This is a genomic window from Lysinibacillus sp. NPDC097287, assembly GCF_044761695.1.
Lineage (GTDB): Bacteria > Bacillota > Bacilli > Bacillales_A > Planococcaceae > Lysinibacillus.
The window spans coordinates 84,460-110,564 of the sequence record NZ_JBIWCX010000008.1; the positions used below are offsets into that span (position 1 = coordinate 84,460).

Annotated in this window: 21 protein-coding genes and 1 riboswitch; of the genes, 6 read left to right on the forward strand and 15 right to left on the reverse strand. The window is 38.8% G+C overall.

Annotated features, from left to right (window positions below):
• Positions 1-83 precede the first annotated feature (83 nt).
• Positions 84-1,484: a polysaccharide deacetylase family protein gene (locus ACIQ2D_RS12850; RefSeq protein WP_402864598.1), complete on the forward strand. Its 1,401-nt coding sequence runs from the start codon at positions 84-86 to the stop codon at positions 1,482-1,484.
• A gap of 76 nt (positions 1,485-1,560) precedes the next feature.
• Here the strand turns inward: ACIQ2D_RS12850 and ACIQ2D_RS12855 are convergent, their stop codons facing one another.
• From ACIQ2D_RS12855 to ACIQ2D_RS12870, 4 genes are all read right to left on the reverse strand, one after another.
• A complete protein-coding gene (locus ACIQ2D_RS12855; RefSeq protein WP_402864599.1) occupies positions 1,561-3,663 on the reverse strand; it encodes a beta-propeller domain-containing protein in 2,103 nt (700 codons plus the stop codon).
• Positions 3,664-4,273: 610 nt separating this feature from the next.
• Positions 4,274-5,467 (reverse strand): acyl-CoA dehydrogenase family protein, encoded by a 1,194-nt coding sequence (locus ACIQ2D_RS12860; RefSeq protein ID WP_402864600.1) that lies wholly within the window; start codon positions 5,465-5,467, stop codon positions 4,274-4,276.
• Between the two features lie 9 nt (positions 5,468-5,476).
• Positions 5,477-6,649 (reverse strand): saccharopine dehydrogenase family protein, encoded by a 1,173-nt coding sequence (locus ACIQ2D_RS12865; RefSeq protein ID WP_402864810.1) that lies wholly within the window; start codon positions 6,647-6,649, stop codon positions 5,477-5,479.
• 26 nt (positions 6,650-6,675) lie between these two features.
• Positions 6,676-8,154 carry an aldehyde dehydrogenase family protein gene (locus tag ACIQ2D_RS12870; protein ID WP_402864812.1) on the reverse strand — a complete coding sequence of 493 codons (1,479 nt, stop codon included), beginning with the start codon at positions 8,152-8,154 and terminating at the stop codon, positions 6,676-6,678.
• 161 nt (positions 8,155-8,315) lie between these two features.
• Between ACIQ2D_RS12870 and ACIQ2D_RS12875 the strand changes: the two genes are divergently transcribed.
• Positions 8,316-9,116 carry a TIGR00266 family protein gene (locus ACIQ2D_RS12875; RefSeq protein ID WP_402864602.1) on the forward strand — a complete coding sequence of 267 codons (801 nt, stop codon included), beginning with the start codon at positions 8,316-8,318 and terminating at the stop codon, positions 9,114-9,116.
• 61 nt (positions 9,117-9,177) lie between these two features.
• On the opposite strand, the gene ACIQ2D_RS12880 is transcribed toward ACIQ2D_RS12875, so the two are convergent.
• From ACIQ2D_RS12880 to ACIQ2D_RS12895, 4 genes are all read right to left on the reverse strand, one after another.
• The gene (locus tag ACIQ2D_RS12880; protein ID WP_402864604.1) at positions 9,178-10,140 is read right to left on the reverse strand and encodes a 2-hydroxyacid dehydrogenase; all 963 of its coding nucleotides are present in this window, start codon (positions 10,138-10,140) and stop codon (positions 9,178-9,180) included.
• 103 nt (positions 10,141-10,243) lie between these two features.
• Complete coding sequence (locus tag ACIQ2D_RS12885; protein ID WP_402864606.1) at positions 10,244-11,536, reverse strand: protoglobin domain-containing protein; 1,293 nt, start codon at positions 11,534-11,536, stop codon at positions 10,244-10,246.
• A 339-nt stretch (positions 11,537-11,875) separates the two neighbouring features.
• Complete coding sequence (locus ACIQ2D_RS12890) at positions 11,876-12,709, reverse strand: undecaprenyl-diphosphate phosphatase (protein WP_402864608.1); 834 nt, start codon at positions 12,707-12,709, stop codon at positions 11,876-11,878.
• Between the two features lie 111 nt (positions 12,710-12,820).
• Complete coding sequence (locus tag ACIQ2D_RS12895) at positions 12,821-13,897, reverse strand: metallophosphoesterase (protein WP_402864610.1); 1,077 nt, start codon at positions 13,895-13,897, stop codon at positions 12,821-12,823.
• A gap of 157 nt (positions 13,898-14,054) precedes the next feature.
• Between ACIQ2D_RS12895 and ACIQ2D_RS12900 the strand changes: the two genes are divergently transcribed.
• Positions 14,055-15,203, forward strand: a complete 1,149-nt coding sequence (locus ACIQ2D_RS12900; RefSeq protein WP_402864612.1) for an acyl-CoA dehydrogenase family protein — start codon at positions 14,055-14,057, stop codon at positions 15,201-15,203.
• A 53-nt stretch (positions 15,204-15,256) separates the two neighbouring features.
• Here ACIQ2D_RS12900 and ACIQ2D_RS12905 read toward each other — a convergent pair whose 3' ends face one another.
• The 4 genes from ACIQ2D_RS12905 to ACIQ2D_RS12920 form a co-directional block, all read right to left on the reverse strand.
• Positions 15,257-17,446 carry a HAMP domain-containing sensor histidine kinase gene (locus ACIQ2D_RS12905; protein ID WP_402864614.1) on the reverse strand — a complete coding sequence of 730 codons (2,190 nt, stop codon included), beginning with the start codon at positions 17,444-17,446 and terminating at the stop codon, positions 15,257-15,259.
• Positions 17,447-17,465: 19 nt separating this feature from the next.
• Complete coding sequence (locus ACIQ2D_RS12910) at positions 17,466-17,621, reverse strand: hypothetical protein (RefSeq protein ID WP_402864616.1); 156 nt, start codon at positions 17,619-17,621, stop codon at positions 17,466-17,468.
• Positions 17,599-18,291: a response regulator transcription factor gene (locus tag ACIQ2D_RS12915; protein ID WP_402864618.1), complete on the reverse strand. Its 693-nt coding sequence runs from the start codon at positions 18,289-18,291 to the stop codon at positions 17,599-17,601. Before ACIQ2D_RS12915 ends, ACIQ2D_RS12910 begins: the two co-directional genes overlap by 23 nt.
• A 362-nt stretch (positions 18,292-18,653) precedes the next feature.
• A complete protein-coding gene (locus ACIQ2D_RS12920; RefSeq protein ID WP_402864620.1) occupies positions 18,654-19,517 on the reverse strand; it encodes a DMT family transporter in 864 nt (287 codons plus the stop codon).
• Positions 19,518-19,671: 154 nt separating this feature from the next.
• Between ACIQ2D_RS12920 and ACIQ2D_RS12925 the strand changes: the two genes are divergently transcribed.
• Positions 19,672-19,902, forward strand: coding sequence for a DNA-binding protein (locus ACIQ2D_RS12925; protein WP_402864622.1), 231 nt, complete (start codon positions 19,672-19,674; stop codon positions 19,900-19,902).
• A 51-nt stretch (positions 19,903-19,953) separates the two neighbouring features.
• Here ACIQ2D_RS12925 and ACIQ2D_RS12930 read toward each other — a convergent pair whose 3' ends face one another.
• The 3 genes from ACIQ2D_RS12930 to ACIQ2D_RS12940 form a co-directional block, all read right to left on the reverse strand.
• Positions 19,954-20,940 (reverse strand): homoserine dehydrogenase, encoded by a 987-nt coding sequence (locus ACIQ2D_RS12930; RefSeq protein WP_402864624.1) that lies wholly within the window; start codon positions 20,938-20,940, stop codon positions 19,954-19,956.
• Between the two features lie 369 nt (positions 20,941-21,309).
• Positions 21,310-21,696: a hypothetical protein gene (locus ACIQ2D_RS12935; protein ID WP_402864625.1), complete on the reverse strand. Its 387-nt coding sequence runs from the start codon at positions 21,694-21,696 to the stop codon at positions 21,310-21,312.
• Positions 21,697-22,074: 378 nt separating this feature from the next.
• Positions 22,075-23,373 (reverse strand): O-acetylhomoserine aminocarboxypropyltransferase/cysteine synthase family protein, encoded by a 1,299-nt coding sequence (locus ACIQ2D_RS12940; RefSeq protein WP_402864627.1) that lies wholly within the window; start codon positions 23,371-23,373, stop codon positions 22,075-22,077.
• 120 nt (positions 23,374-23,493) lie between these two features.
• Positions 23,494-23,608: riboswitch (SAM riboswitch) on the reverse strand.
• A 158-nt stretch (positions 23,609-23,766) separates the two neighbouring features.
• On the opposite strand from ACIQ2D_RS12940, the gene ACIQ2D_RS12945 reads away from it, so the two are divergent.
• Both ACIQ2D_RS12945 and ACIQ2D_RS12950 read left to right on the forward strand, forming a co-directional pair.
• Positions 23,767-24,396: a glycerol-3-phosphate acyltransferase gene (locus ACIQ2D_RS12945; protein ID WP_402864629.1), complete on the forward strand. Its 630-nt coding sequence runs from the start codon at positions 23,767-23,769 to the stop codon at positions 24,394-24,396.
• A gap of 195 nt (positions 24,397-24,591) precedes the next feature.
• Entirely contained in the window at positions 24,592-26,073 is a 1,482-nt protein-coding gene (locus tag ACIQ2D_RS12950; RefSeq protein ID WP_402864631.1) for a DASS family sodium-coupled anion symporter, read from the forward strand.
• The last annotated feature ends 32 nt before the right edge of the window (positions 26,074-26,105 follow it).

Here is a 26,105-nt window from a genome sequence, read left to right on the forward strand (position 1 = left end):
AAAAAAAAGTATAACTTTTTAGGCGTCTATTACGTCTAATTTTATAGAATAATATTTTTCCACAGAGGGGGAGCGCATTCACCATGACGCAGCAAAGAAAAAAACGACGCGGCCCAATAATTGATTTACTATTAATAGGCCTCATCATCTCTTTAACATCCATTATCTTAGTCATTATCCTATCAAATGACGACTTCAAATTCCAAAAAACTAGTGCAAGTGATAGCAAGCTTTCCACTGAAAGTTCTGCGTTCCCTGGTATAAGCATCGTCACTGATGTTTCAAACGATAAACGTACACCTTATGCTATTAATTATCCACAAACAGAAAGCAAAACTTTTAATGAAGAGGTATCTCAGTATATTAAATCTTCCAAAGAACATTATTTAAAATCAATGAAAAAAAACAAAAATAGTAAAGATATAACTGGTGAACTCAATATAAGCTTTGAAACTTACCCTTATAATGAGGATTACTATTCATTTATATTAACAAAAATGTTGTATTTAGGTGGTGCCAATCACGAAGTTACCACAAAAACCTATTTCTTCAACAATAAAACTGGCACTCTCATCGATATGCAAACATTGTTACAAAATGACGAAAATAATCTAGCAACATTAGCTGCTCATGTTCGTTCAGAATTACAACAAAACCCTCAGTTGAAAGACCAACTGTTAGAAGAAGAACTCATTGCGGCAACAGAGCCGACATGGGAAAACTTTGAACGATTTGCTATTTTAGAAGATTCACTAGCTTTATATTTTGATGAATATGAAATTGCAGCTGGTGCAACTGGTGCACCCGTAGTAAAGCTTTCACTTTCTCTTATCAATCCCTTACTAGCATCAGAATTCCAAATTGCTATGGAAACTATGAAACCACCTGTTACAACAGGGCATGAAAACAAAAATGATCCAAACGCAAAGCGTATAGCGTTAACATTTGATGATGGTCCCCACCCAAAAGTTACAGAGCAAATATTGAACTTACTCGATAAATATCAGGCAAAAGCCACATTCTTTATGCTTGGTAGTCGTGTTCAATACTATCCTGATATTGCAAAAGATGTGCTCGCTAGAGGGCATGAGGTTGGGAGCCATACATGGAATCATCCAGTATTAACGAAACTTCCAATAGAACAAGTATCAAAGGAATACACTTCAACTGCCGGTGCCATCACACAAGCAATTGGTCAAGGTCCGACCGTTTTTAGACCTCCTTATGGTGCAACAAATGACACTGTCAACGGACAAATTCCTGTGCCAGTTGTCTTATGGTCAATTGATACAATGGACTGGAAGCATCGTAACTCGCAACAATTACTAACTTATGTACAAAACAATCTGCATAATAATGCGATTGTGCTGATGCATGATATCCACCAATCCACAGCGGATGGTCTGGATGCCGTACTTACTTACTTACAAGAGCAAGGCTACGAATTTGTCACTGTCTCTGAAATCATGAAATATCGTCAGTGATAAACAAATATTTATCGAAACCTTAATTATCTACAAAAATAGCGCATGTCTCTATAACCGAGGCATGCGCTATTTCTTATTTAATTGTCAATGTATCAAGCGGTTTGAAATCGCTTAGTTGATAGCTCTTCACTTCATTTCTTGCAACTGTATATAATGCATCATTCACATAAACCACACGCTGCACAAGGTGCTCCCAGTCCTCGTATTGATCATTTTCTCCCTTGCTAATTAAATTTCCTTTTAAGATAATACCGTTTTCAGCTGTGATTTCGTAGATTTGTGCACCCTGGCCTTGGTATACCACATCATCACCATTGCCTGCTTTGTACAACACAACTGGGAAGCCATAATAATTGTACGCACTATTACGGAATAAAGCCTTTGGATTGTATTGAATTTCAGAATGAGAACCTTTGCCACCAATCTTTACTGTTGATTGCTCTTTCGGATTTTTGAAATCTGATACATCAAACAGGGACATTTTCATATTTGTCGTCACTGTAAAATTGCTCTTGGAGTATTCATCATAACGCTGCTCTGTATCATAACCAATACCAATTAAATGCGTCTCATCAAGTGGATGCAAATAGTTACTAAAGCCCGGGATTTTCAGCTCTCCTAAGACAGTTGGTTTTGTCGGATCTGCTACATCAATGACAAAAAGAGGATCGACTTGTTTAAAGGTTACCACATACGCCTTGTCACCCATAAACCGTGCTGAGTATACTTTTTCCCCTGGCGCTAAATCTGTCACCTCTCCAACCTGCTGTAAATTCTTATCTAAAATAAAGAGGTGATTGCGAGATAACGTTTTTTCATCCCACGTATTCCCTTCAGTCGTTACGATACGGAAATTCCCATTATATTCATCCATTGAATATTGATTTAAAACGGAGCCTTTTACTTCTGTTGTGCCCATAAAGTTCATCGTCGTGCCATCTACTTCCCACTTAAACACTTGTGTGTCGACTGCTCTTGGTAGCCACATAGCATCCATCAGACGTTTATCGGAACTTGTTGATGTACTTGGATGATAGACAGGTGTCGTTAAATACAGTGCCTCCTCAGACATATAAAGCCCACTACTGCCACCTAAATATCCTTTCGTATTAGCAGACGTTTTTGCCCCGCCCTTCAAATCGACAGCCGTGATTAAGCTGTAAGTGCTATCTAACGTATTAGGTAATATTGAAATCTTACTGAGAGGTAAACTTTCATAAGTATTGCTTACCGTACTATCATACGTTTTCGGTTGTAAGTCAACATTCTTATCCTCTCGAAGCATCCAATAATTGGGGTGCATATTGCCGATCAAATACAATGTGTCATTTGTTACACGAACCTCCTGTAAATAACCTTCCTGTGCTACTTTCCTTACATACTTTGGATCACTCGGATTTGTAATATCGTAGAAGTATGCAAGCGTCATACTTGTGCCTTCTTTTTGTAAATACTCATCTCCAATTGCAATCAATAGATTGTCATATAAAGCTAGTTTCGAAATATACCGATTTTCAGTTAGCTTCAAGGTTGTTGCTAATTTTAAGTTTTCCGGATCATTTGCATCAATAACATCAATGCCTGTATCCTTCACAGCGTAAATTATACCGTTTTTAACAACGACAACATCGCCTTCTTCAATACCCTCTACCTGATTATTCGTTGTTGATTCTCCCGTAGCGCTACTTTTCGAATTTTCGGCTTTATCCTCTGAAGTAAAACTTTCTAAACCGCTGCGAGATGATGGCATCTCTTGTGCCAAGATAGCGTCAAAATATTGCTGAAGCTCTTTCTTTGATGTAACTGCCTCAAGCTTCTCAATAACTTTAAAGTCCAGCACATGTGCTTTTGTGTTAAGCCCACTTTGTACAAAGGCCAACTTTTTCACATGTAATTTATAGCTTCCTGGTTTTAAGTCACTAACGATCAGTGATTTTTTATCTGAACCCAACGTTATCGTTGCTGCAACTGTTCTTCCTTCACTGTTTGTCACATAGACATCATCACTCGTCGCACTATTCTCCTTTAATTCTTTTGAAAAAAGACCTTGCCAGCTTTGTGTGACAAAAACTGTATTCGTTGCTTTCGCTTCTGATTTAGGCGCTATGAAAAACAATATGGCAGGTAACAATGCAAGTACAGCAATTAATCCGATACTTAACCACTTTTTATTCATTGATTCTCACTCCTTCATATTCTCTTTTATTCATTAGACTGAAGAAAAGGATAAAAGTTACATTTTTCTGAAAATTATTTACTTAAAAAAAGGGGCTCTTCACCAAAACATGTGCTTGCCGGACTTAATTTCCCGCAGGAGTGTCCCGGGATTCATCTGCTCCAAGCAACACTTTAATTAAAGTCATGTACAGATTACTGTAAAAGCAAAAAAACGAGAGGATTGTTTCCCCTCGCAGAGTGTCGACAAAAGGCATCGAGAATGGACTTCTCAGTGCCTTTTTTCATTTTTATGTTTAAACCATAGGATAATTCATTACAATTAACGATACTCTTTCTTTGCATTTTTCTTATGTCACAAAAATGATGTAAATAATCCGCTTCTTCGTCAACATCTTCTTTCACCTAAAAAATATTGTTTTTAGTAGACTGTAATAATTACGTATTCAGTTGATTGGAGCGGAGGGCGGCGACTCCAGCGGGAAAAGCGGGACAGTTGAGACCCTGGACTAAGCGTAGCGAGGGAAGCGGCTCGACCCCGCCCGCGGAAAGCGTCCGCCCGCAGCGGAAATCAACGGTCTTATCCATCTATATTTATTGTCAAAGAAAAATCATTCTTCAAATGGCCATTTTGGCAACATTTTTTCTAGCGGCTTATCTTTGCGTTTTCCAAGCACGTAATCGGCCTGCATAATCGTATGAATTTCTCGTGTACCTTCATAAATGACAGGGGCTTTAGAATTTCGCAAATAGCGTGCTAATGGATACTCATCTGAATAGCCGTATGCACCGTGTATTTGCAGTGCATCATCCGCAGCTTTATTGGCAAAATCACATGCTTGCCATTTCGCTAAAGACGTTTCCCTCGTATTACGCACACCTTTATTTTTCAGCTCCCCCACACGGTAGACAAGCAAACGACTCATTTGATAGCCCGCTTCCATTTTCGCAATCATTTGCCCAACCAATTGATGCTCTCCAATCGGTTTACCAAATGTTTCGCGCTCATGGCAATATTTCACGCTCGCTTCCATACAGGCTTGAATCAAACCAACTGCACCTGCTGCCACTGTAAAGCGGCCATTGTCTAGCGCAGACATGGCAATTTTAAAGCCCTCTCCCTCTTCGCCTAAACGATTTTCTACTGGGACACGAACATCTTCGAAAAATAATTCCCCCGTATTCCCAGCACGAATCCCGTACTTTCCTTTAATCGCCTTTGATGTAAAACCTGGCATTGAACGCTCTACGATAAATGCGCTAATACCATGATGCTTTTTCGATTTATCTGTATAGGCAAAGACAATGAAATTATCAGCAATATCACATAAAGAAATCCACGTTTTTTGCCCATTTAACACATAATAATCACCATCTCGTACTGCTGTAGTCGACATAGCCGCAACATCAGAACCCGCACCTGGCTCTGTTAAACCAAACGCTCCAATTTGTGCGCCCTTTGCCTGTGGCACTAAATACTGCTCTTTTTGTGACTCTGTCCCCCACTGCATTAATGTCATACTATTCAAGCCCGTATGCACCGATACAGCTGTACGAAAAGCTGTATCCCCTCGTTCCAATTCTTCACAAACAATGGCTAGCGCGTTGTAATCCATACCACTACCACCATATTTCTCTGGCACACAAACACCCATTAATCCTAATTCAGCAAGTTGTGACCACAGGGCTGCATTAAAGCCTCCCTCTGCATCCCACTTTGCAATATGAGGCATGATTTCATCATCAACAAACTGGCGTACTATTTTTCGTAGCATCTCTTGCTCAGTTGTAAATTCAAAATTCATCGCGTCACCTCACCATTTCACAATCATTGCTGATTTATGTGAAGTTTCTTTAATCACAACGCCACGCTTTGCCATTTCCTCGATATATGCATCTCCTGGTACAATTACTTCTGGCGCAAATACACCACGATCGGTAATAACATTATTGCCAATCATTTGTGCAACGACAGATATTGTATTGGCTGTCGCACGTGCCATTGCTGTTTCATTAATCGTCATATCTTTTCGTACGACCATCTCATACTCATATGTGACTTGCTGTTGTGATTTTTCGCCCGCCACAATGACACGTAGTAGCACCGCATCTTGTTTTTTGCCAAGCTCTAGTTTCTTTTTCAGTGCTTCGCGCACGACTTTACGCACGGCTACTTCTCTATTATCTACTTCCACTAGATTACTATTATCTAAAAATCCGAGGTCTGCTAGCAATTTAAATTTCTCAGCATGCCCCTTATAACGAATCGTTTTATATTCAAGCGCTCGCACATTCGGAAAAGTTTTATATAAAGTTGAAATGCCACCTGAAGTATAGAAAGCCTCTAATACACCAAAATCTTCAAAATAAATTGGTTCAACGCCTGATAATGACTCTACTTCCTCTAACTTGCCTTTTTGAATAGTTTTTGAAGGCTCTGTATAATGGTCGAACACACCATCCAATGAAAATACACGTGTATAGTGTAGCGGGGGTACTGGTTCAGTAGGTATACCACCTACATATAGTTTAATAGATTCTACTTCATCTAATTTTGTCGCACCATAGCCTGCCAAAATGTTGACCATCCCCGGAGCTACCCCTAAGTCGGGAATAATCGTGACACCCTTTGCTTTTGCTTCTTCATGTAGCTCTAAAATTGTTTCCGTTATTCCTCCAATATGACCACCTAAATCCACTGAATGTACGCCTACCTCAATGGCAGTTCTTGCTACGCGTTCATTGAATGAATAGAATAGTGCATTGACCACGACATCACCTTTACTAATGACAGCTTTCAACGAATCTTCAAGTTCGGCATTTAGTTCTATAACTTCAACCTTATCGGTATTTAACGTTTCCACAAAGGCTTGCGCCGTTTTTACATCTAAATCCCCTAAAAACACTTTCTCCACACTGTTACTTTTCACTAAATCACGCGCAACCTCTTTCCCCATCAAACCCGCACCTAATACAACAACTTTCATCATGAACATCCCCTTCCATAGATCAGTTACTCCGTATCGATTTGTGCTCTCTGTAATTTACCACTAAAATCTACATAAATACTTTTCCACTCTGTATATACATCTAGTGCTGCAACCCCTGAATCACGGTGACCATTCCCCGTCCCCTTCGTCCCACCAAATGGCAAGTGAATTTCAGCCCCTGTTGTACCAGCATTCACATAGACAATACCTGTATCTAAATCACGTTGAGCTCGAAAAATCGTATTAACGTCTTGCGAAAAAATTGAACTCGACAAGCCAAACTTTACCCCATTATTTACTTCTATCGCTTCATCTAGGCTCTCAACTTCAATAAGCGACACGACTGGTCCGAAAATTTCTTCCTGCGCAATAATCATATTAGGCTTCACGTTTGTAAATAATGTCGGCTCATAGAAAAATCCTTTATCATAAGGGGCATCACTTAAAATTCTTCCCCCTGAAAGTAATGTTGCTCCTTCTTGCTTCCCAATTTGTACGTAATGATTTATTTTTTCCAATGCTGCTTTACTAATGACCGGTCCGATTTTGACGCTTTCATCTAAGCCATCACCAATCGTTAAATCCTTCATTGCTTCAAGAAGACGATTTTCTAACTCTTCTTTCACATCTTTATGCACAATAACGCGACTACATGCCGTACATCGTTGACCAGCTGTACCGAATGCACTCCATAAAATGCCCTCTGTAGCAAGGTGTAGGTCGGCATCATCCATCACAATCACAGCATTTTTCCCGCCCATTTCTAGTGAAATTTTCTTTAAATGCCTACCACCAAGTTCTGCTACCTTACTACCGGTTGTCGTTGATCCTGTAAACGAAATGACTTTCACATCAGGGTGTTCGATTAATGCCGTCCCAACTGTTGGACCTGTGCCAAAGACGATATTAGCAACACCAGCTGGCAGGTTCACTTCTTCAAAAATTTTACCCATTTCATAAGCCATCATCGGTGTTTCATTTGACGGCTTCCAAATAAACGTATTACCGGCTACAATCGCAGGAAATGACTTCCACGTTGCAATAGCTACAGGAAAGTTCCAAGGTGTTATTAAGCCTACAACGCCTATTGGTGCACGTACACTCATCGCAAATTTATTGGCAAGCTCTGACGGTGTTGTTTCCCCAAATAATCTACGTCCCTCACCTGCCATATAATATGCCATATCAATTCCTTCTTGTACTTCGCCTCTAGCTTCTTCAATTACCTTGCCCATCTCTTTTGTTAAAACTGTCGCCAAATACTCTTTCTTTTCTTTCATCTTTTGACCAACTGCATATAAATAATCTGCGCGTTTTGGCGCCGGAACAAGTGCCCATTTCTTTTGTGCTTTTTTTGCTGCAGCAACAGCCTTTTCTACATCTTCAGCTGATGATAACGGAATTGTTGCTAATTGCTCTCCATTTGCAGGGTTTGTCACCGCTATTTTTTGTGAATTTGTATGCTCTACCCATTCACCGCTGATGTAATTTTTTATATCCACCATAACCACCCCCGTAAATAAATAATACACATTCTAATTGTAAACATTCGACATTCGCTACGTTATTACCTTTTTTTCTAAATCAATTAAATATATGGGAAACTATTGTGGTGTATAATCGTATACAGTAACAATAAAAATTATTTTGGAGGAATGACAAGATGAATAACCACGAAATTGACTACAAATTATTCGGCGATGACATGCAATACGTACAAGTTGAGCTTGATCCACAGGAAACTGTTGTGGCAGAAGCAGGAGCATTAATGATGATGGATGATTCGATTAAAATGGAAACAATCTTCGGAGACGGTTCGAAAGGTAGTTCACAAAGTGGCATTATGGGAAAATTAATAGGTGCTGGGAAACGTGTAATTACAGGGGAAAGTTTATTTATGACGACCTTTACTAACGAAGGTACAGGCAAACGCCATGTATACTTTGCATCACCTTACCCAGGGAAAATCATCCCAATGGATTTAAGTCAATATAAGGGGAAAATCATTTGTCAAAAAGATGCTTTTTTAGCTGCAGCAAAAGGGGTATCTGTCGGTATTGAGTTCCAACGTAAAATCGGTGTAGGTTTCTTCGGTGGGGAAGGCTTCATCATGCAAAAACTAGAAGGTGATGGCCTTGCTTTTGTGCATGCTGGCGGTACGATTCATCGAAAAACATTACAACATGGTGAAGTTCTACGTGTCGACACAGGTTGCTTAGTCGCGATGACATCAGACGTAGATTATAATATCGAAACTGTAGGTGGCGTAAAAACAGCCTTATTTGGAGGGGAAGGTATTTTCTTAGCAACACTACGCGGTCCAGGAACTGTTTGGATTCAATCATTACCATTCAGTCGTTTAGCGAGCCGTGTCTTTGCAGCTGCACCAGTTTCACAGGGCGGTGGCGGTAAGTCTTCAGGCGAAGGCGGTATCGGCGGATTATTTGATATGTTCAATAAATAATGACATGCTATTATGTCAAAAAGAGCTACCTCATATACTTTTGAGATAGCTCTTTTCTCTATTAGTCTATACGATTAGAAACAGCTTTTCCCTGCCCATACGCAGCAAGTGCATTGAAATTCAACGTCAGCATCGCTGTTCTTGCTTGTATTGATGCACTTCCGATATGTGGAAGTGCTACGACGTTTGGTAACGTTAGTAAAGGATGATCCATTGCAATTGGCTCGTATTCAAAAACATCTAGCCCCACTGCCCACAACTTCCCACTCTTCAACGTTTCATAAAGTGCTGCCTCATCAATAATGCCTCCGCGAGAAGCATTAATCAGCACAGCATCGTCTTTCATCATCGCTAGCTCTTTCGCTCCTATAAGACCGACTGTATCTTTGTTATAGGGTGTCATAATTACAACAAAATCTGATTGCTGAAGTAATTCTTCTAATGAAGCATACTTAAATCCGTACATTTCTTCTGCTTCATGTCGACGTCTGCGATTATGGTAAAGAACTTTCATATCGAAACCCTTTGCACGTCTTGCAACTGCTTGCCCAATACGTCCCATACCAATAATGCCAATGGTCGTGCCCGACACATCTTTTCCAACTAATTGCATTGGATACCAACTTTTCCACTTACCCTCACGTAAATAGCGTTCACTTTCCGGAATTCTTCTAGCAGTTGCCAGTAGTAAACCAAATACTAAATCAGCAGTTGAGTTGGTTAATACCCCCGGTGTATTAGTTGCCTTAACACCGTATTTACGAAGTGCCTGAATATCTATATTGTTAAAGCCTACTGCTAAGTTCGTCACAAGCTTTAAATTTGGCGCATGCGAAAGCAACTCCTCATCGACAAGATCTTCAAGCGTCACCCATAATACTTCACAACGCGCGACCGCTTCTAACAATTTTTCACGTGGCATTACCAATTCTTCTTCTGGCCACTGTTCAATATCATAAAATTCTTCTAATGGTTCCACAAATTGTGCTGGAAATTTGCGCGTAATGAATAATTTCTTTTTCATGTTCTTACACCCCTTTTATTCATTTCCCCTTTGCGCCTTAAGCGTAACATTAACAAAAAAGCTATGCACCCATTTTTTCAGTACATAGCCATTTAGTATAATGTTAAAAACTTTTTATCGTAGTATCCAATCGAGTTGCAGCTTGTTCTAACTCCCCTGAAGACTCGCCAATTAACTCTACAATATGCGCAAGTTCAGAAATTTTATCTCCTACGTTTTGGAAGCTAACGATAGAAGTATCCACTGACCCTGAAATTTCATCGAAAGCACGTAAGGATTCTGCATTTTGGGCAATTCCATTTTTCACAAGTTCTTGAATCTCTTGAATGGCGTGTACAACCTGTCCTGTAATGCCATTAGACTTTCCAATCAAGTCAGCAATTTGCTCTACAGAGTCTTTCGTTTGATTGGCCAATCTACGGACTTCATCCGCTACTACGGCAAAGCCTTTTCCATGCTCTCCCGCACGAGCGGCCTCAATCGCTGAGTTGAGTGCTAGCATATTTGTTTGTTCTGCAATACTCTTTACCATGACAACAACAGCATTAATTTGAGATGAAGAAGAATCTAATAACTGCACCATTTCAGCCATTTCAACTGTTTTATCATTTATTTTTCCAGTTTGCTCATTCAGGTTAACCATTTTCGTATAACCGTCACTCGAAACTTTCTGCATGACTTTCGCTTCGTTAATGCTTTCAGATAAGTAACTATTCACTTGTTTTGCACTAGCAATCAGCTCTGTCACCGCTTTATTTGTATCATGTGACTGTTCTTCAAGTTGAGTTGAAATACCACCGATTACTTCTTTTACATGAACCTTTACTGTTTCCCTTTGCTGCTCCATTAATTGTGCCGAGTAATTATCGTACTCTTCTAAAACAATTTGTTGTTCAAAATTGCATATTTTACTTATAGCATCGCAAATTTCTTCCTCTTCATCAGATGTAAGTTGTAAATCATATACAATTCCACGCAAAGATTTCTCAAGATTCTGGAATGCCGCTAAATACCATTTAGGATACAAATTAATTTTCACATGCACCATGGCTACCCGTCTACGTTTTTCCATAAACTCCTCGTCAATTCGCCCTTCAAACATTTCTATAATGTGATGTCTTAAGGTTTGACGCAAACGCTCACTTGAACTATGCTTTTGAATCACTTCTCGTAAAGTTGGTACATTCTCTACCGCTTTATAAAATCCTTGAACAACTTCTACAACACTTTGTTCTACATAAGGCTTTAGACTTTTGATCAACTGTAAATCTCTATCTGTTAAATTTACAAGCTCTAACTGCTGTAACCGCTCACGATCCAAAATAACGATGCCAGTGTTTGCTACTTCATTATTGAAAATCGATTTTTTTTTAGGTTTACTTCCAAATTGAAACATCTCTCCACCTCATACAGTGTATTGTTACCATATAAATACATTCTTTACAATTTAATATCCTAATTTTGAAATAAAGGAAAATTTATCAAGTAAGCCTTTACGAATATAATTATAAAGTTCGTAGATTTTCATGACAATAGCTTGATTAAAATTATCTAATTCAAAATGAAATATATGTCAGTAAATATCCAAATAAAGGTCTTAAGTACTATGTAAATTACTTCAACATACACAATTAATATAACACAATAATTCTATAGTGGTTTATAATCTGCCATTCATAATTTTTTGTAACTAAAAAATCACGCATTCTAGTAAAGAATGCGTGACTTTTATTAATTATAGAAAAATAATGATACTTAAAATCGCCGCAAGCACTAAACGATAGATTGCAAATGGCATTAATTTTACTTTTGAAATAAGCGCTAAGAAGAACTTAATTGATAGTAATGCAAAAATAAATGAACTAATGAAGCCTACAACATAAAAACCAAAATGGTCCATTGACAGTTCGTCGAAATTGGATAATACAGATACTAAACTCGCACCTGCCATAATCGGTACAGCCATGATGAACGTAAAATCAGCTGCTACTCTGTGGTTAAGCCCAAATAGCACCCCACCTGAAATTGTAGCACCTGAACGAGAGAATCCAGGCCATAATGATAAACATTGTACTAATCCAATCTTAAAAGCTAATCCATAAGAAAGTTTATCTAATGAATCAACTTTTGGCTTTCTTGGCGCTAATTTATCGGCAGCAATCATTAAAATCGAGCCTGCAACCAATGCATAAATAACATGCTTCACTGAAAATAAATGCTCATCTATAAAATCATTGAGTACAAATCCTATTGCACTTGCTGGGAGCATCCCAATGATGACATGCATTAAATTGAAACGACCCTTCATCGACTTTGTTTGGCCTTCAATATTGTATAAGCCTAAGATGTTTAAAATTCGCTTCCACATAACAACGATAACGGCTAGTATAGAACCGAGTTGTACAACAATTTTAAACGTATTTGCCGAAGATTCTCCTAAAAACTCTTTCGTGTTTAACCACATATCATCGACAATAATCATATGCCCTGTTGATGACACCGGTGCAAACTCTGTCATTCCTTCTACAAAACCCAAAATGAGCGCTTTTAATAATTCTATAATTTCCACTTTGTCACCTTACCTTTTTTATCTCGAATTCGCTTGGCGTATTTACGTCTTCTGCCAATTGACAAACACATTTCTCATTATAGAATACTCCTATTTCAGATGCTATGAATTTCATCGAAAAGTAATATCCACTACCCACAATTCTGAACGACTACCAAGACGAATTGGAGGTCCCCAGAAACCAAAGCCTGATGAAACAAGTGTATGCATTTGTTCCTTCAACTTATAACCATGATCAAGCTCAAAAACGCGCGCCGTAATATAATGATTAGGCCACATTTGCCCTTTATGCGTATGCCCTGACATATGGAAATCTACGCCTTCTTGGGCTGGCGTTACTAAATCATTTGGCGTATGATTCATCACAAACCATGGCAAATTATTTTCGACTCTTAATGCCTTTAATTTCTGCCTTTCTTTATTTGTAGTATCCTCTTGGCCTGTTAGTATAAACGCTTTTTCGATTTGAATGGTTTCGTCTCGTAGAATTTTCACACCGGCTTTATCCATTTCCTCAACAAATTCAGGAATCTTCTTACCGTAATATTCATGATTGCCAAGCACCCCGTACACGCCATATGTTGAGGTAAGCTGTTTCATCACCTCAGCCATGCCATCCTCTACAAACCATTTAGGATCATCATCAACAAGATCTCCCGCTAAAAAGACAACATCTGGTTTCACTTCATTTGATAAATTGACGAAACGTTGCAGATGCTTTTTATTCGATAAAACGCCTAGATGGAAGTCTGACGCAACAACTACACGCATCGATGTTAGCTCACTATCCTTTTTATCCATCGTCACTGCTAAATTACGCACAACTGGTGAATAGGCTAAATACGATCCAACGATAAATAATATAACCAATACGGCAACCACAATGCTCCCAATCAACTGAACGTTCTTAAATGGCGTCAGCCACATTACAAATTGCGCTGTTAAACAAAGTAACAGGCCATATTCAAATATAAACATCCAGTAATTCCCGATAACTGAAAATATCCTTAGTGACTCATGTAAACGTCCGATCACAATACTAAATGACATGACATACAGGATTGTCAAAAAAATTATTGGATTGTAATACCAATCCATTGCTACGATCCAACGCTTCGCATTCCATCCCAAATAAAATGTTAACCCGCTATATATTACTACTACAAGTGCCCCTATTATTTTTGCCATCTAATAGACTCCTATTTCCATATATTAATTTTTAATTATAGCACTTTCGTATGGAATCGTATTTCCAAAGCCTCTTCTAATTTATCTGATTTTTCAGTATAGTTATTCGCATATAATAGAATGCATTGATAAAAAACAAAAAGGAGTGTGTCTCCGTATGGGTAGATATAAATTTGAATCAACAGAACACGAGTTATTTCGTAAATCTTTACGTAAGTTTTTAGCAGAGGAAGCCGAAGTACATTATGAGCAATGGGAGAAAAACCGTATAGTCCCACTTGATTTTTGGCGTAAGCTTGGGGAAATGGGCTATTTGTGTCCACAAGTGGAAGAGCAATATGGTGGGCTCGATTTAGATTTTAGTTTCGGTGTCATAATTCAAGAAGAATTAGAGCGTGTTGGTTCAAGTCTCATCGGTGTCGGCCTTCACAATGATATTGTCGTGCCCTACATTGAGTCTTACGGTACAAATGCACAAAAATCATGTTGGTTACCTAAATGTGTAACAGGTGAATACATTACAGCAATCGCAATGACTGAGCCAGGAACAGGCTCCGATTTAGCAAATATCCAAACGACCGCCATTCGAGACGGCGACCATTATATCGTAAATGGACAAAAAACCTTTATTACAAATGGTATTCACACCAATTTAGTCGTTGTAGCTGTAAAAACAAATCCACACGCAGAAAAAAAGCACCGAGGTGTCAGCTTACTTGTTATCGAAGGAGATACACCCGGCTTCACGAAGGGACGTAAACTCGAAAAGGTCGGCATGCATGCACAGGATACAGCTGAATTATACTTTGACGACTGTCGTGTACCAGTTGACAATTTACTCGGCGAAGAAGGAAAAGGCTTCACCTATATGATGGAGAAATTACAGCAGGAACGTTTAATTGTCGCTATTGCGGCACAAACCGCTGCTGAGGATATGCTTTCATTAACGATCGATTACGTGAAATCACGCCAAGCATTTGGCAAGCATATAAGTGATTTCCAAAATACGCAGTTCAAGATCGCTGAAATGGCAACCAAAATTGAACTAGGCAAATCCTTTTTAGAATCGTTAATCGAAGAACATATTGCCGGTAAAAATGTCGTTACAAAAGTCTCGATGGCAAAATATTGGATTACTGAAAATGCACGAGAGCTATCAGCACAGTGTATGCAGCTCCATGGTGGTTATGGCTATATGGAAGAATATAAAATCGCTAGACGTTACCGCGATATTCCCGTCATGTCTATTTATGCTGGTACCAACGAAGTGATGAAAATGATTATTGCCAAAAATTTAGGCTTATAACTATTTATAAAGAGAAAAAACAGCGGTAGATGCCTTCTACCACTGTTTTCCGTTTATACTGCTAGGATATTCACAACTACTTTAAATAAATCACCATCGACTTCAATACTCATTCGTGCACCATGCAAATCAACAATAGATTGTGCAATGGCTAAGCCTAATCCAGAGCCTTCTGTATGACGAGAAGCATCCGCTCGTTTAAAGCGTTCAAATAATTCATCAGCATTTTCGCTAATTTCATATTTCGCAACGTTTTTCACAGTAAACTCTGCTTCACCATTAGCATTGCGTTTTAATGTTACATAGACACGTGTACCTTCAAGTGCATATTTCAACACATTGACAATTAAATTATCAATAAGTCGCCACCATTTTTGGCCGTCTACATAAGCATAAATCGTTTCAGACGGCATCGTCATACGTAAATCTAAACGTGATTTTGCTAAATCTTCTTCATGTTCCCCTACTGCCTGTTGCACAAGCTGTGTTAAGTCAACGCGACTTCTATGAAGCTCGATATTACCACTTGCCATTTTCGATACTTCAAACAAATCTTCAATTAGTACCTTTAATCGATCTGATTTTTTATCGAGAATATGAATGTACTGCTTGCGTTCTTCCTCTGTAATATCTGGTTTTTTCAACAAGTCCGTATACGTAATAATCGATGTTAAAGGTGTGCGCAAATCATGGCTTACATTCGTAATAAGCTCCGTTTTTAAACGCTCACTTTTGGCTTGCTCGTGCATCGACGTACGAACACCTTCACGTAAATGATTTAAATTTTCCGCATGTTTGGCTAGCGGCGATTTCCCCTTCACCTTCACATCACGGTTCAAACGTCCATCTGCCATGTCCTTTGTGTCTTTCATAATGCGGTTTAAGTAACCCATGCGTGATAGGAAAACAACAAGTGCTGGTACACCTACAACCCCACAGAGTCCAAATACAAATACAGGGAATCCACCACCAGTTATCAGCGCGGCTACAAAACTACCACCACCAAAAAATGCAGCTGCTACAATGACAATTGACTGTATTGCGATTGAGCGATTTAAAAATAAATCAGCTATTGAATCACCTATATGCCATAAATAGCTTTCCTTCAAATTGTTTTGGAATTTTTCTTGCGTATTCACCCGATTGACTAACCACATAAGCTGCACAAGGAATACGATGCCAATAATAAACATGACAATTGCTTTAAATGCAAATTGAAAAACAAATTGCATATAATTATTGTGATATACATATTGAATCGCATCAATAGATAATTGCATAATTACCCAGTACATACATCCCGTAATGAACAATAAAGCGACTTGTATATCAATACGCAACTTTGCAAGAGAGTCTTTTTCCTTTAACGCTTGTACCGCATACAAAACATCTTTACGGTCACGCCATGCAACAATTGCTGCTACAATACTTGTTAGCCATATTATATAAAACATATATTGATTACGTTTAAATTGCTCATAGCCGTCCATTACTACTGCAGACTGTGCTGCCTTCTTAGAAATTGTAATCGTACCTGTGTAATCAGCATACTGTTTGAATATTTCAGAATCAATATAGGTATCAGATTGATAAAATAGACTATTGAAATCTTCGCTTACGTTCCAAGTTTTTAACGTATCCTGATCTGTATACTTTAATTTATATGCACTGCTTTCAGATACATCACCTGAACGGAAAGTTTCTCCTGTATCGATATTTGTTAATTCATAAGACCAATACTTATAATTTTTCGTAAAGTTTTTTGCTTCCTCACTTACTGCTTTAATATATTGATCTACGAGCTTCCCTTTCTCAGCAAGAATTTTATTACGCACATGTTCGTCATCTGCAAAGTTTGTTGTAATATCCTTTATCTTTTCATCTCGCTCTTTCTCTAGCTTTTCCTTCAATTCAGTAGCCCCGTTATTGGCTGCATCTAAAATACGGTCCTCATATTGTAATTTAATGTTAGAGATTTGTTCTCCTAGCGAGCCATAATAATTACGATGTTCCTCTATTTCATTTTGCGAAACTTCTAACTTGCTCTTCATTTCCTCTGCTGTTGGCAAATTTAATACAAGCGGCCCTAATCCTGTTAGAAAATTATCGGCTTCATGTTGAAAATTCTCAGATTCAAAATACGACTTTCCTATATATTGATAACCGACATTCGTAAATGTATATAGCCCAAAAATAAACCATACGATACAAATGAGTCCGAGGAGTGGTTTCCATTTCTTCATCATCATTTACTCCCTTTCCTTAAAAAATTCTCTCAAGTAATTGCACCATCTCGGGTGAGCGTGCATTTACCACTTGGTACGCATACACGCCAAAATAAATTAGCCCGATTACACCTGCTACAAAACCAGCTACAGTTATATACTGCTCGATTTTATTTCTCCATTTTATAGCCAACGCCCCACACCACCTTTAAATAGCGTGGATTTTTCGGATCCGCTTCGATTTTTTCACGTATTTTACGAATATGGACAGCCACAATATTTTCTGCATTGTAGGCTTCCTCATTCCACACACGCTCGTAAATTTCTCGAATCGAAAAGACACGCCCTGCATTTTTCATTAGCAATTCTGTAATCTTGTATTCAATTGGTGTTAACCGAACAGGCTCCCCCTCTAGAATAACTTCTTTAGCATCTTCATCTAGCACAAGCCCGTCAATTTCTACCTTTGCAGCTCCGTCATTATACGTCCCAAGTTGTACATAACGACGCAGCTGTGATTTTACACGCGCTAATAACTCTAATGGATGAAATGGCTTCGTGACATAATCATCTGCGCCAACTGACAACCCATGAATTTTATCACCGTCCTCTGCCTTTGCACTGAGCATAATGATTGGAATATTGCGCTCTTCACGAATTTTAAAAGTTGCCGTAATGCCATCCATATTCGGCATCATAATATCTAAAATAATTAAATGTACTTCATTGTTGGCTAGCTTTTCGAGTGCCTCAACACCGTCCGCAGCCTTGATTACATTATAGCCTTCATTTTTTAAGTAAATTTCAATACCATCACGAATATCCTGATCATCATCTGTTACAAGAACTGTTAACTTCGTCATGATATACACCTCGCTCTCAAGTAATATTGTAACCGCCAATTCTTAATATCCTGTTATCATAAAAATGAAGAAATTCTTAAGAAAAAAGGGTCTATACACCAAAGTCTGCACTTAACAGCACATTCCACTACAGGCGGACGCTTTGCTTTAGCGCAGAGCAAGAGCTTCCTGGGGGCGAACCTTGAGCCTCCTCGTCGCTTACGCTCCTGCGGCTGCGGGGTCTCAAGCTGTTCGCTAATCCCCAAGGAGTCGCCGCCTTTCGTTCCATGTGCTTACATAGTTTTTAAGTCAAGGACATGTTTTGGTGTAGAACCAAAAAAGGGGCGCTACAAAAAATCTTGAGCTTCCCCTTTTCTAGTATATCATTTTGTATTTTTGCTTCCGAGCGTCAATACCAAAATACCTCCGAGAAGCATAGCCACGCCAGTCCAGGAAGTCACACTTAAATATTCTCCTACAAAGAATACGCCTAACACTGCCGCTGTTAACGGTTCTGCTAACGATAATGTAACTGCAGAAGATGAACTAATTTTTTGCAAACCACTTAAAAACAATAAATAGGCAACACTTGTACACATAACTCCCATGAAAAGCATGGGCCATAAATTATGTGACTGTGCTAACCAGCTATAACCTTCACTAGCTGAAAACGGTAATAACAATAATGCACACACCGAAAATGTCATAGCAACTGCCGGCAATGCTTCCTCTCGCATCATTAACTTTTTACTAACGTTTGTGTAAAAAGCAAATGACACCCCTGCACATAATGCCAGTATAACCCCACCCATATGTACTACTGCTTCACCATTATTAACAAATAGAAGTACACAACCAACGATTGCTAACGTTGTCGCTAGTCCCCAAACTTTCGTCGGACGTACATTCCATAGCAACCACTCTAACACACCAGAGAAAACTGGCGCACTGCCAATCGTTACTACTGTACCAATGGCAACACCTGTTAATCGAATTGATGAAAAAAATAACCCTTGGAATAACGCAATACTTGCTGCAGCCAATAATGTCCATTTCCATGACCACGTGCGTACCCGTATTTTACCTAGTACCATTGCAACAACTAATAACAATCCGCCACCAATAGCTGAGCGTATCGCTGCTACTGCTACCGGAGAGATACCATCATCTAAAAAAGTTTGTGTTGTACCAGTCATCCCCCATAATATCGCCGCAACCAATACAAAAAAATATGGATATATACTCAAAAACAGCACCTCTATCCTTACCATTATTACCTTCAACTATACCACTACAAAATCATCAAACAATTCTTATTTCCCATTTTCTTCATCCAATAAGTTAATAGGCGCTTTGGCACAAAAAAAGTTATAATAGTACCAACAAAAAGGAGCGAACAATATGTATAAAACATTAGAGGAAACTGCCATCGACCTCGGTATGCCAGAGGAGCAGGTACTTCGATACATCTATGAGGGACGTATCCGCTCTGTTTACGATGGAGAACAACTGCTCATAAATAGCAGCCAATTCAGTACTTATTTTGATCAGCTCGAGCGCATTAAAGAAGAAATTGAAATTTGGCGTAACACACCAGTTCCTGAGGATATTGATGTCAAAGATGAGGATTAAGAGTACAAATTAAAAATTCCCGTGCAGCGAATTTGCCTGCACGGGAATTTTTTAAATCGTCACAACAAAGCCTGCACGTTTGCCGATAATTTCTGCGTAATCTTCGACCATAACACTTGCTGTCGGATACATGCCTGCACCTGGGCCAACTAGCGTTAATGTGCCAATATAATTTGTATTCAGTGCTACTGCGTTGTTTACGTCATCGACTGGATAAAGTGGATGTTCTTTATCAACTAATAATGGGCCGACTTTTGCTACCACTTTACCATCTGCTAACTTTTCAACCTCTGCTACATGGCGGTAACGTAAGCCTTTTTCATTTGCTTCTTTCACTTGCTCTGCTGAAATATTGTCAATACCTATTACCTCTACGTCAGCCCAGTCTGGTTGCGCACCAAATGCTAGTGCACTTAAAATCATTAATTTTTTGAAAGCATCTTGACCAGATACGTCATTATACGGATCAGCCTCTGCATATCCTAGTTTTTGCGCCTCGGCTAATGCATCTCCGAATGACCAACCTTCCGCACGCATTTTCGTCAAAATATAGTTAGATGTACCGTTTAAAACGCCTTGGATACGACTTACATCGTTTACAAGAAGAATGTTTTTCATCGTTTTAATAACAGGTACACCGCCTGCTGTTGTTGCTTCAAATCCTACAAAGACACCATTTTTCTTAGCTAGCTGTTGCAGCTCTAGACCACGTTTTGCAAACATCACCTTATTTGCAGTTATTACATGGCATTTATGCTCTACTGCACGTTTTAAATAACCATATGCAGGTTCTTCATTGACAATCGCTTCAAAAACGACCTGCATGCCTGGCTCCGCTAAAACTTCATCCATGCTCGTTGTCATTAAATGTGCTGTACCTGGTACACGCTCACGACTAGTGTCCGTTACTAAAATTTTTGCAACTTCTAGCTCAATGCCTAACTTATTCTTAAGCTCTTCTCGTTTTTCATTTAAAATATGATAGATTCCTTGCCCAACTGTTCCAAACCCTAAGATTGCTGCCTTTATTGTTGCCATTACTGTCATTCCCTCCAACGTACGCTCCAAAGTTTTTATAAAAAAATTTGTGCATCACACAAATTCAAATAATTCAAAATTTAACTTAAAGAAAATTGTAACGTAAAAAAATACAATGTACAAGAAAAATCTTTCTAGGAAGGACATTTGTTTCTCCTAGATGTGCAAAAGAAATCGTTTTCATACTATATATTATACGTATTTTTAACACTTATATAATTTTGAACAAATTTTGACGTTTCATTCTTTCGTGTAGATTGCCCATTTATCTTTACTTCCTTCTATTATAATAGTCTATTTACTTTTGGAGTAAAAAACTCGCTCCCCTATTTTAGAGAACGAGTTGTAGATTCAATATATGAAAGAAAATTAGCTTGCTTTAGTTAGTTGTACATAGCGATATTGTGCTAAAGCCGCTTGTACAACCTTTTCTTCATCTTGCGTGAAGCTTGGTATCGCATACGTGCGTTCTACTAACTGAAATGTACCGTACTTTAAATAGTACTCCGTTGCTGGCAATGCAATATGGTGGTCAGTATGTACCGTGTACGTATCGAATACTTCCTTCACTGTATACTCTTTCTCTTCTGTATACACGGCTTCTTGAAAGGCAGTGTGTCCAAAAGCCTGTTGCCATCGTGTTTCAACTGTCGCAAGTAAGTGCTGAATGGACATGTTATTCACAAACTCATCACTTTCATTTAATTCATAAATAAGATACGATGCAACGTTCTGTGCACTATAAACATTTCCCATTTCAAACACTCCTTCTCCGTCAGTTCTTTAAGATCGAAAGTAGCTGCTGGCTATGTAGCTACTTTCGATCTTTGCTATATATTCAAAAGTGAGGGGGCACTTATGAAAACGTAAATTATATAGTTATTCGTTACGGTTGGTAGCCTTCTAACGTTTAACTTAATCCCTAGTATATAACAAGGTTTTAAAGAGGTCAACAAAACTTATAAAATTACTTGGTATTATTTTTAAAAAAATTCAGATAATCCATCGAATGGGATGAAGTCTTGATATAGCAACGTTTTACGTATTACCAAATGAGGCATTTCGAATGGGAAAATACGCAAACGTTACAACTATCAATCTAGTTTATCTAAAATTAAAGTACTCTAATTAGGATTAGGCTTCTACTTGCCCGGCAGCTACAACTTGTACAATTGCTTGTTCTAAATCTGCAATAATATCTTCTATAGCTTCTAAACCGATTGATAAGCGAATGAGCTCCTCAGATACACCAGTTTGGATTAGTTCTTCAGCCAAAAGCTGTTGGTGCGTTGTAGATGCTGGGTGAATAATTAATGATTTTGCATCCCCTACGTTTGCCACGTGCGAGAATAATTTTACGCTGTCGATCAGTAGTCGACCAGCTTCACGTCCACCTTTTATGCCAAATGTGAGCACTGAACCGAAGCCATTTTTCAAATATTTCTTCGCTAGATCATGTGTTGGGAAATCTTCTAAGCCATTGTAGTTTACGTATTCCACAGATGGGTGGTTGCGTAAATATTCAGCGACTGCTTGTGCATTTTCGTTGTGTTTAGGGATACGCAAATGAAGCGTTTCTAAACCTTGTAATAAGTTAAAAGCCGCATCGGCACTTAATGTTGGGCCGAAATCACGAAGTAATTGCACGCGCAGTTTTGTGGCAAATGCAGCCGTTGCTGTATCAATTCCGTATCGTAAACCATGATAAGATGCGTCTGGTTCTGTAAAGCCTGGGAAACGACCTTGTGTCCAGTCAAATTTCCCTGCGTCTACAACAACACCACCTAATGTTGTTCCATGACCGCCAATCCATTTCGTTGCTGAGTGGACAACGATGTCTGCACCGAATTCGATTGGTGTTGAGCCATAAGGAGAAGCAAATGTGCTATCAATAATCAATGGCAAGCCATTTTCATGTGCAATATTCGCTACTGCTTCAACATCTAATACTTTTAAGCTTGGATTTCCGTAACCTTCAGCGAAGATTGCTTTTGTTTTTTCATTAATAGCTGAACGGAAGTTTTCTGGATTTGTTTCATCTACGAATATTGTTTTAATACCGTAGTTTGGTAATGTGTTTGCAAGTAAGTTATATGTGCCTCCGTATAAAGAGCTCGCTGCCACTATTTCATCGCCAGTACCTGCAAGGTTTAAGATTGAAAACGCGATAGCCGCTGCACCAGATGAAAGTGCTACTGCCGCTGTACCGCCTTCTAATAAAGCGACGCGTTTCTCAAATACCTCTACAGTTGGGTTAGTAATACGTGTATAAATATTGCCCGCTTCTTCTAAAGCGAAAAGACGTTGCGCATGAGCAGTGTCTTTAAATACGAAAGCTGTCGAACGGTAAACCGGTACTGTACGAGAGCCTGTCACTGGGTCTGGCTCTTGGCCACCGTGTAGTAGTAGTGTTTCTGGTCTAAAATTTGTCATTGAATAATTCCTCCTTATTGGTTGTTTTTTTACGATGGTACCGGAGATGAGGAGGATTTTTGTGTAGAAAACAAAAACCCCCTTCAGTTAAGAAGAGGGTTGCGGTTGCAAGTTTTCCTCCCCTTATCTGCCAGATCCAAGTATAGAATCTGTAGGAATTAGCACCTTAGCAAGTTCGTCACTTGCTGGTTGCCGGGCATCATAGGGCCTATCCCTCCGCCGCTCTTGATAAGAGTATGTGATTCAATTTCCATCGTTGTTACACAGTATAAACAATAGTCTATTTTTCTGTCAATACTAAAATTTTATATTTTCTGAACCTTCCGTCTGCTAAATCCCGTACTATAAATACATATACTACTAAAAATAAATATTTTTTGAAAGGAGCTTTTTATGATTCAATTTGCCATTATATGTATCCTAGTTGGTTACCTAATCGGCTGTATTCATGGCTCTAAAGTAGCGCAGTTTTTTTCGGGCGTTGACTTGAAAAAAGCTGGACATGGCAATGCTGGTGCCTCAAACGCCACGCTTTCTCTTGGATGGAAATACGGTATTTTAGTAGCTCTCATTGATATTGGAAAAGGCGTTGTAGCAATAATTGCTGTACATCTTTATTTTGCAGATACCTCACTATTTACAGTGGAACAAATTTGGCTACTTACGTATACGATTGCTGCTGGTGTTATTTTAGGGCATAATTTCCCGTTTCATATGGGCTTTAACGGTGGCAAGGGGACCGCTTCCATAATCGGTATTTTGCTAGCAGTCGATTGGAAAATTGGTCTTTTCGCACTTATTTTATTTGTCATATTATCATTCGCTACAAATTACTTAATCGTAGGTGTACTTGAATTTTATCTTGTCTTTTGTACCGCGACTTATTTATGGATTCCAGGCATTGGCCCTACCCTAATTGCAATTGGACTATTTATCATTGCAATTGTTTTGCACCTTGAAAATATTAAGCGGCTCGTTCAAGGAACCGAACCAAAGGTAACATCCGCTTTTAAGAAGAAATAATATTAAAATAGAATTTTGTCTTTTCCATGACCTTGAATTCTCTCTTATAAATCCATGTTTTCTATAAACAGAGCATATTTTACATCCTTCCAAAATTCACAATTAATTTACAAATTACTTTCTTAATAAAACATCTAACCAACCGATGTTATGGGTAGTTGTAACTATACTTGTAAATTGAAAGGATGAATCATTATGTCTACTTTCGAGAAAGCGGTCCCTAAACGAAATTTAAAACCATTATGGATTGGCTTAGCATTCGCAGCCCTACTTATTATCACATTTTTACCAAACAACGGGGACTTACCTGTAGTGGGTCAACGTGCTTTAGCTATTTTAGCATTCGCTATCATACTTTGGGTAACTGAAGCTGTGTCCTATCCCGTCAGTTCTGCGATGATCATTGCGATTTCTGCCGTATCACTCGGTCTTGCGCCTTCTATGGAGGATCCTTCAGTTGAACTTGGCACAAAAGCTGCGTTAAAAATGGCACTTGGAGGCTTTAGTAACTCCGCTGTAGCACTAGTGGCAGCAGCACTCTTTTTAGCGGCTGCCATGCAAATCACAAATCTACATAAACGTTTGGCCTTATGGGTTTTATCGATGGTTGGTACAAAAACAAAAGCAATCGTTTTCGGCGCAATTTTAGTATCGATAGTTCTAGCATTCTTCGTTCCTAGTGCTACTGCTCGTGCAGGCGCAGTTGTACCAATCTTACTGGGAATGGTTGCAGCTTTCGGTTTACCACGTGATAGTAAACTTGCTGCCCTGCTCGTCATCACCTCTGTTCAGGCCGTTTCCATATGGAATATTGGTATTAAAACGGCTGCTGCGCAAAATATGGTTGCATTGAACTTTATTCAAAAAGAATTCGGCATTGATATCTCATGGGGCGCATGGTTCATTTATGCAGCGCCTTTCTCAATCATTATGTCGATTGCATTGTTCTTTATTATGATTACACTAATTAAACCTGAAACGAATAATATCGAGGGTGGACGTAATGTCATTAAAAAGCAATTAGCTGAACTTGGTCCATTAAAAGGACCCGAAATTCGTTTAATCATTACATCTATTATTTTATTATTTTTCTGGGCAACAGAAGGAAAGTTACATCCATTTGATACCACTACTGTAACCATTATTGCGATCGCAATTTTATTAACACCAAAAATTGGTGTATATACATGGAAAGATGTTGAAAGGGTTATTCCTTGGGGCACCATTATCGTCTTCGCTGTCGGCATTGCACTCGGTACGATTTTACTTGATACCAAAGGAGCACAGTGGTTGTCTGACGCTGTATTCGGTTCACTTGGCCTAGACTCTATGCCGATTCTAGCGACAATTGCACTCGTATCTATTTTCAACATTTTAATACATTTAGGCTTTGCAAGCGCAACAAGTCTTTCTTCTGCACTAATACCAGTATTTATCGCCCTAGCTACAACCATTACGATGGATGTTGACCAAGTCGGCTTCGTATTAGTCCAACAATTTGTCATCAGCTTCGGCTTCTTATTACCAATTAGTGCACCTCAAAATATGCTAGCCTATGGTACAGGTGCATTCAGCGGGAAGGATTTCTTAAAATCGGGTATTCCGTTAACGATTATTGGCTATCTGCTTGTACTACTCTTCTCAGCAACATACTGGAAGTGGATTGGCTTACTATAAAATAAAAAAGGCCTTGAAGGACGATTGAACGT

Coding starts and splice junctions, on each gene's coding strand:
- ACIQ2D_RS12850 (WP_402864598.1), top strand. CDS start 84: ATGACGCAGCAAAGAAAAAAACGACGCGGCCCAATAATTGATTTACTA.
- ACIQ2D_RS12855 (WP_402864599.1), bottom strand. CDS start 3,663: ATGAATAAAAAGTGGTTAAGTATCGGATTAATTGCTGTACTTGCATTG.
- ACIQ2D_RS12860 (WP_402864600.1), bottom strand. CDS start 5,467: ATGAATTTTGAATTTACAACTGAGCAAGAGATGCTACGAAAAATAGTA.
- ACIQ2D_RS12865 (WP_402864810.1), bottom strand. CDS start 6,649: ATGAAAGTTGTTGTATTAGGTGCGGGTTTGATGGGGAAAGAGGTTGCG.
- ACIQ2D_RS12875 (WP_402864602.1), top strand. CDS start 8,316: ATGAATAACCACGAAATTGACTACAAATTATTCGGCGATGACATGCAA.
- ACIQ2D_RS12880 (WP_402864604.1), bottom strand. CDS start 10,140: ATGAAAAAGAAATTATTCATTACGCGCAAATTTCCAGCACAATTTGTG.
- ACIQ2D_RS12885 (WP_402864606.1), bottom strand. CDS start 11,536: ATGTTTCAATTTGGAAGTAAACCTAAAAAAAAATCGATTTTCAATAAT.
- ACIQ2D_RS12895 (WP_402864610.1), bottom strand. CDS start 13,897: ATGGCAAAAATAATAGGGGCACTTGTAGTAGTAATATATAGCGGGTTA.
- ACIQ2D_RS12900 (WP_402864612.1), top strand. CDS start 14,055: ATGGGTAGATATAAATTTGAATCAACAGAACACGAGTTATTTCGTAAA.
- ACIQ2D_RS12905 (WP_402864614.1), bottom strand. CDS start 17,446: ATGAAGAAATGGAAACCACTCCTCGGACTCATTTGTATCGTATGGTTT.
- ACIQ2D_RS12915 (WP_402864618.1), bottom strand. CDS start 18,291: ATGACGAAGTTAACAGTTCTTGTAACAGATGATGATCAGGATATTCGT.
- ACIQ2D_RS12925 (WP_402864622.1), top strand. CDS start 19,672: ATGTATAAAACATTAGAGGAAACTGCCATCGACCTCGGTATGCCAGAG.
- ACIQ2D_RS12930 (WP_402864624.1), bottom strand. CDS start 20,940: ATGGCAACAATAAAGGCAGCAATCTTAGGGTTTGGAACAGTTGGGCAA.
- ACIQ2D_RS12935 (WP_402864625.1), bottom strand. CDS start 21,696: ATGGGAAATGTTTATAGTGCACAGAACGTTGCATCGTATCTTATTTAT.
- ACIQ2D_RS12940 (WP_402864627.1), bottom strand. CDS start 23,373: ATGACAAATTTTAGACCAGAAACACTACTACTACACGGTGGCCAAGAG.
- ACIQ2D_RS12945 (WP_402864629.1), top strand. CDS start 23,767: ATGATTCAATTTGCCATTATATGTATCCTAGTTGGTTACCTAATCGGC.
- ACIQ2D_RS12950 (WP_402864631.1), top strand. CDS start 24,592: ATGTCTACTTTCGAGAAAGCGGTCCCTAAACGAAATTTAAAACCATTA.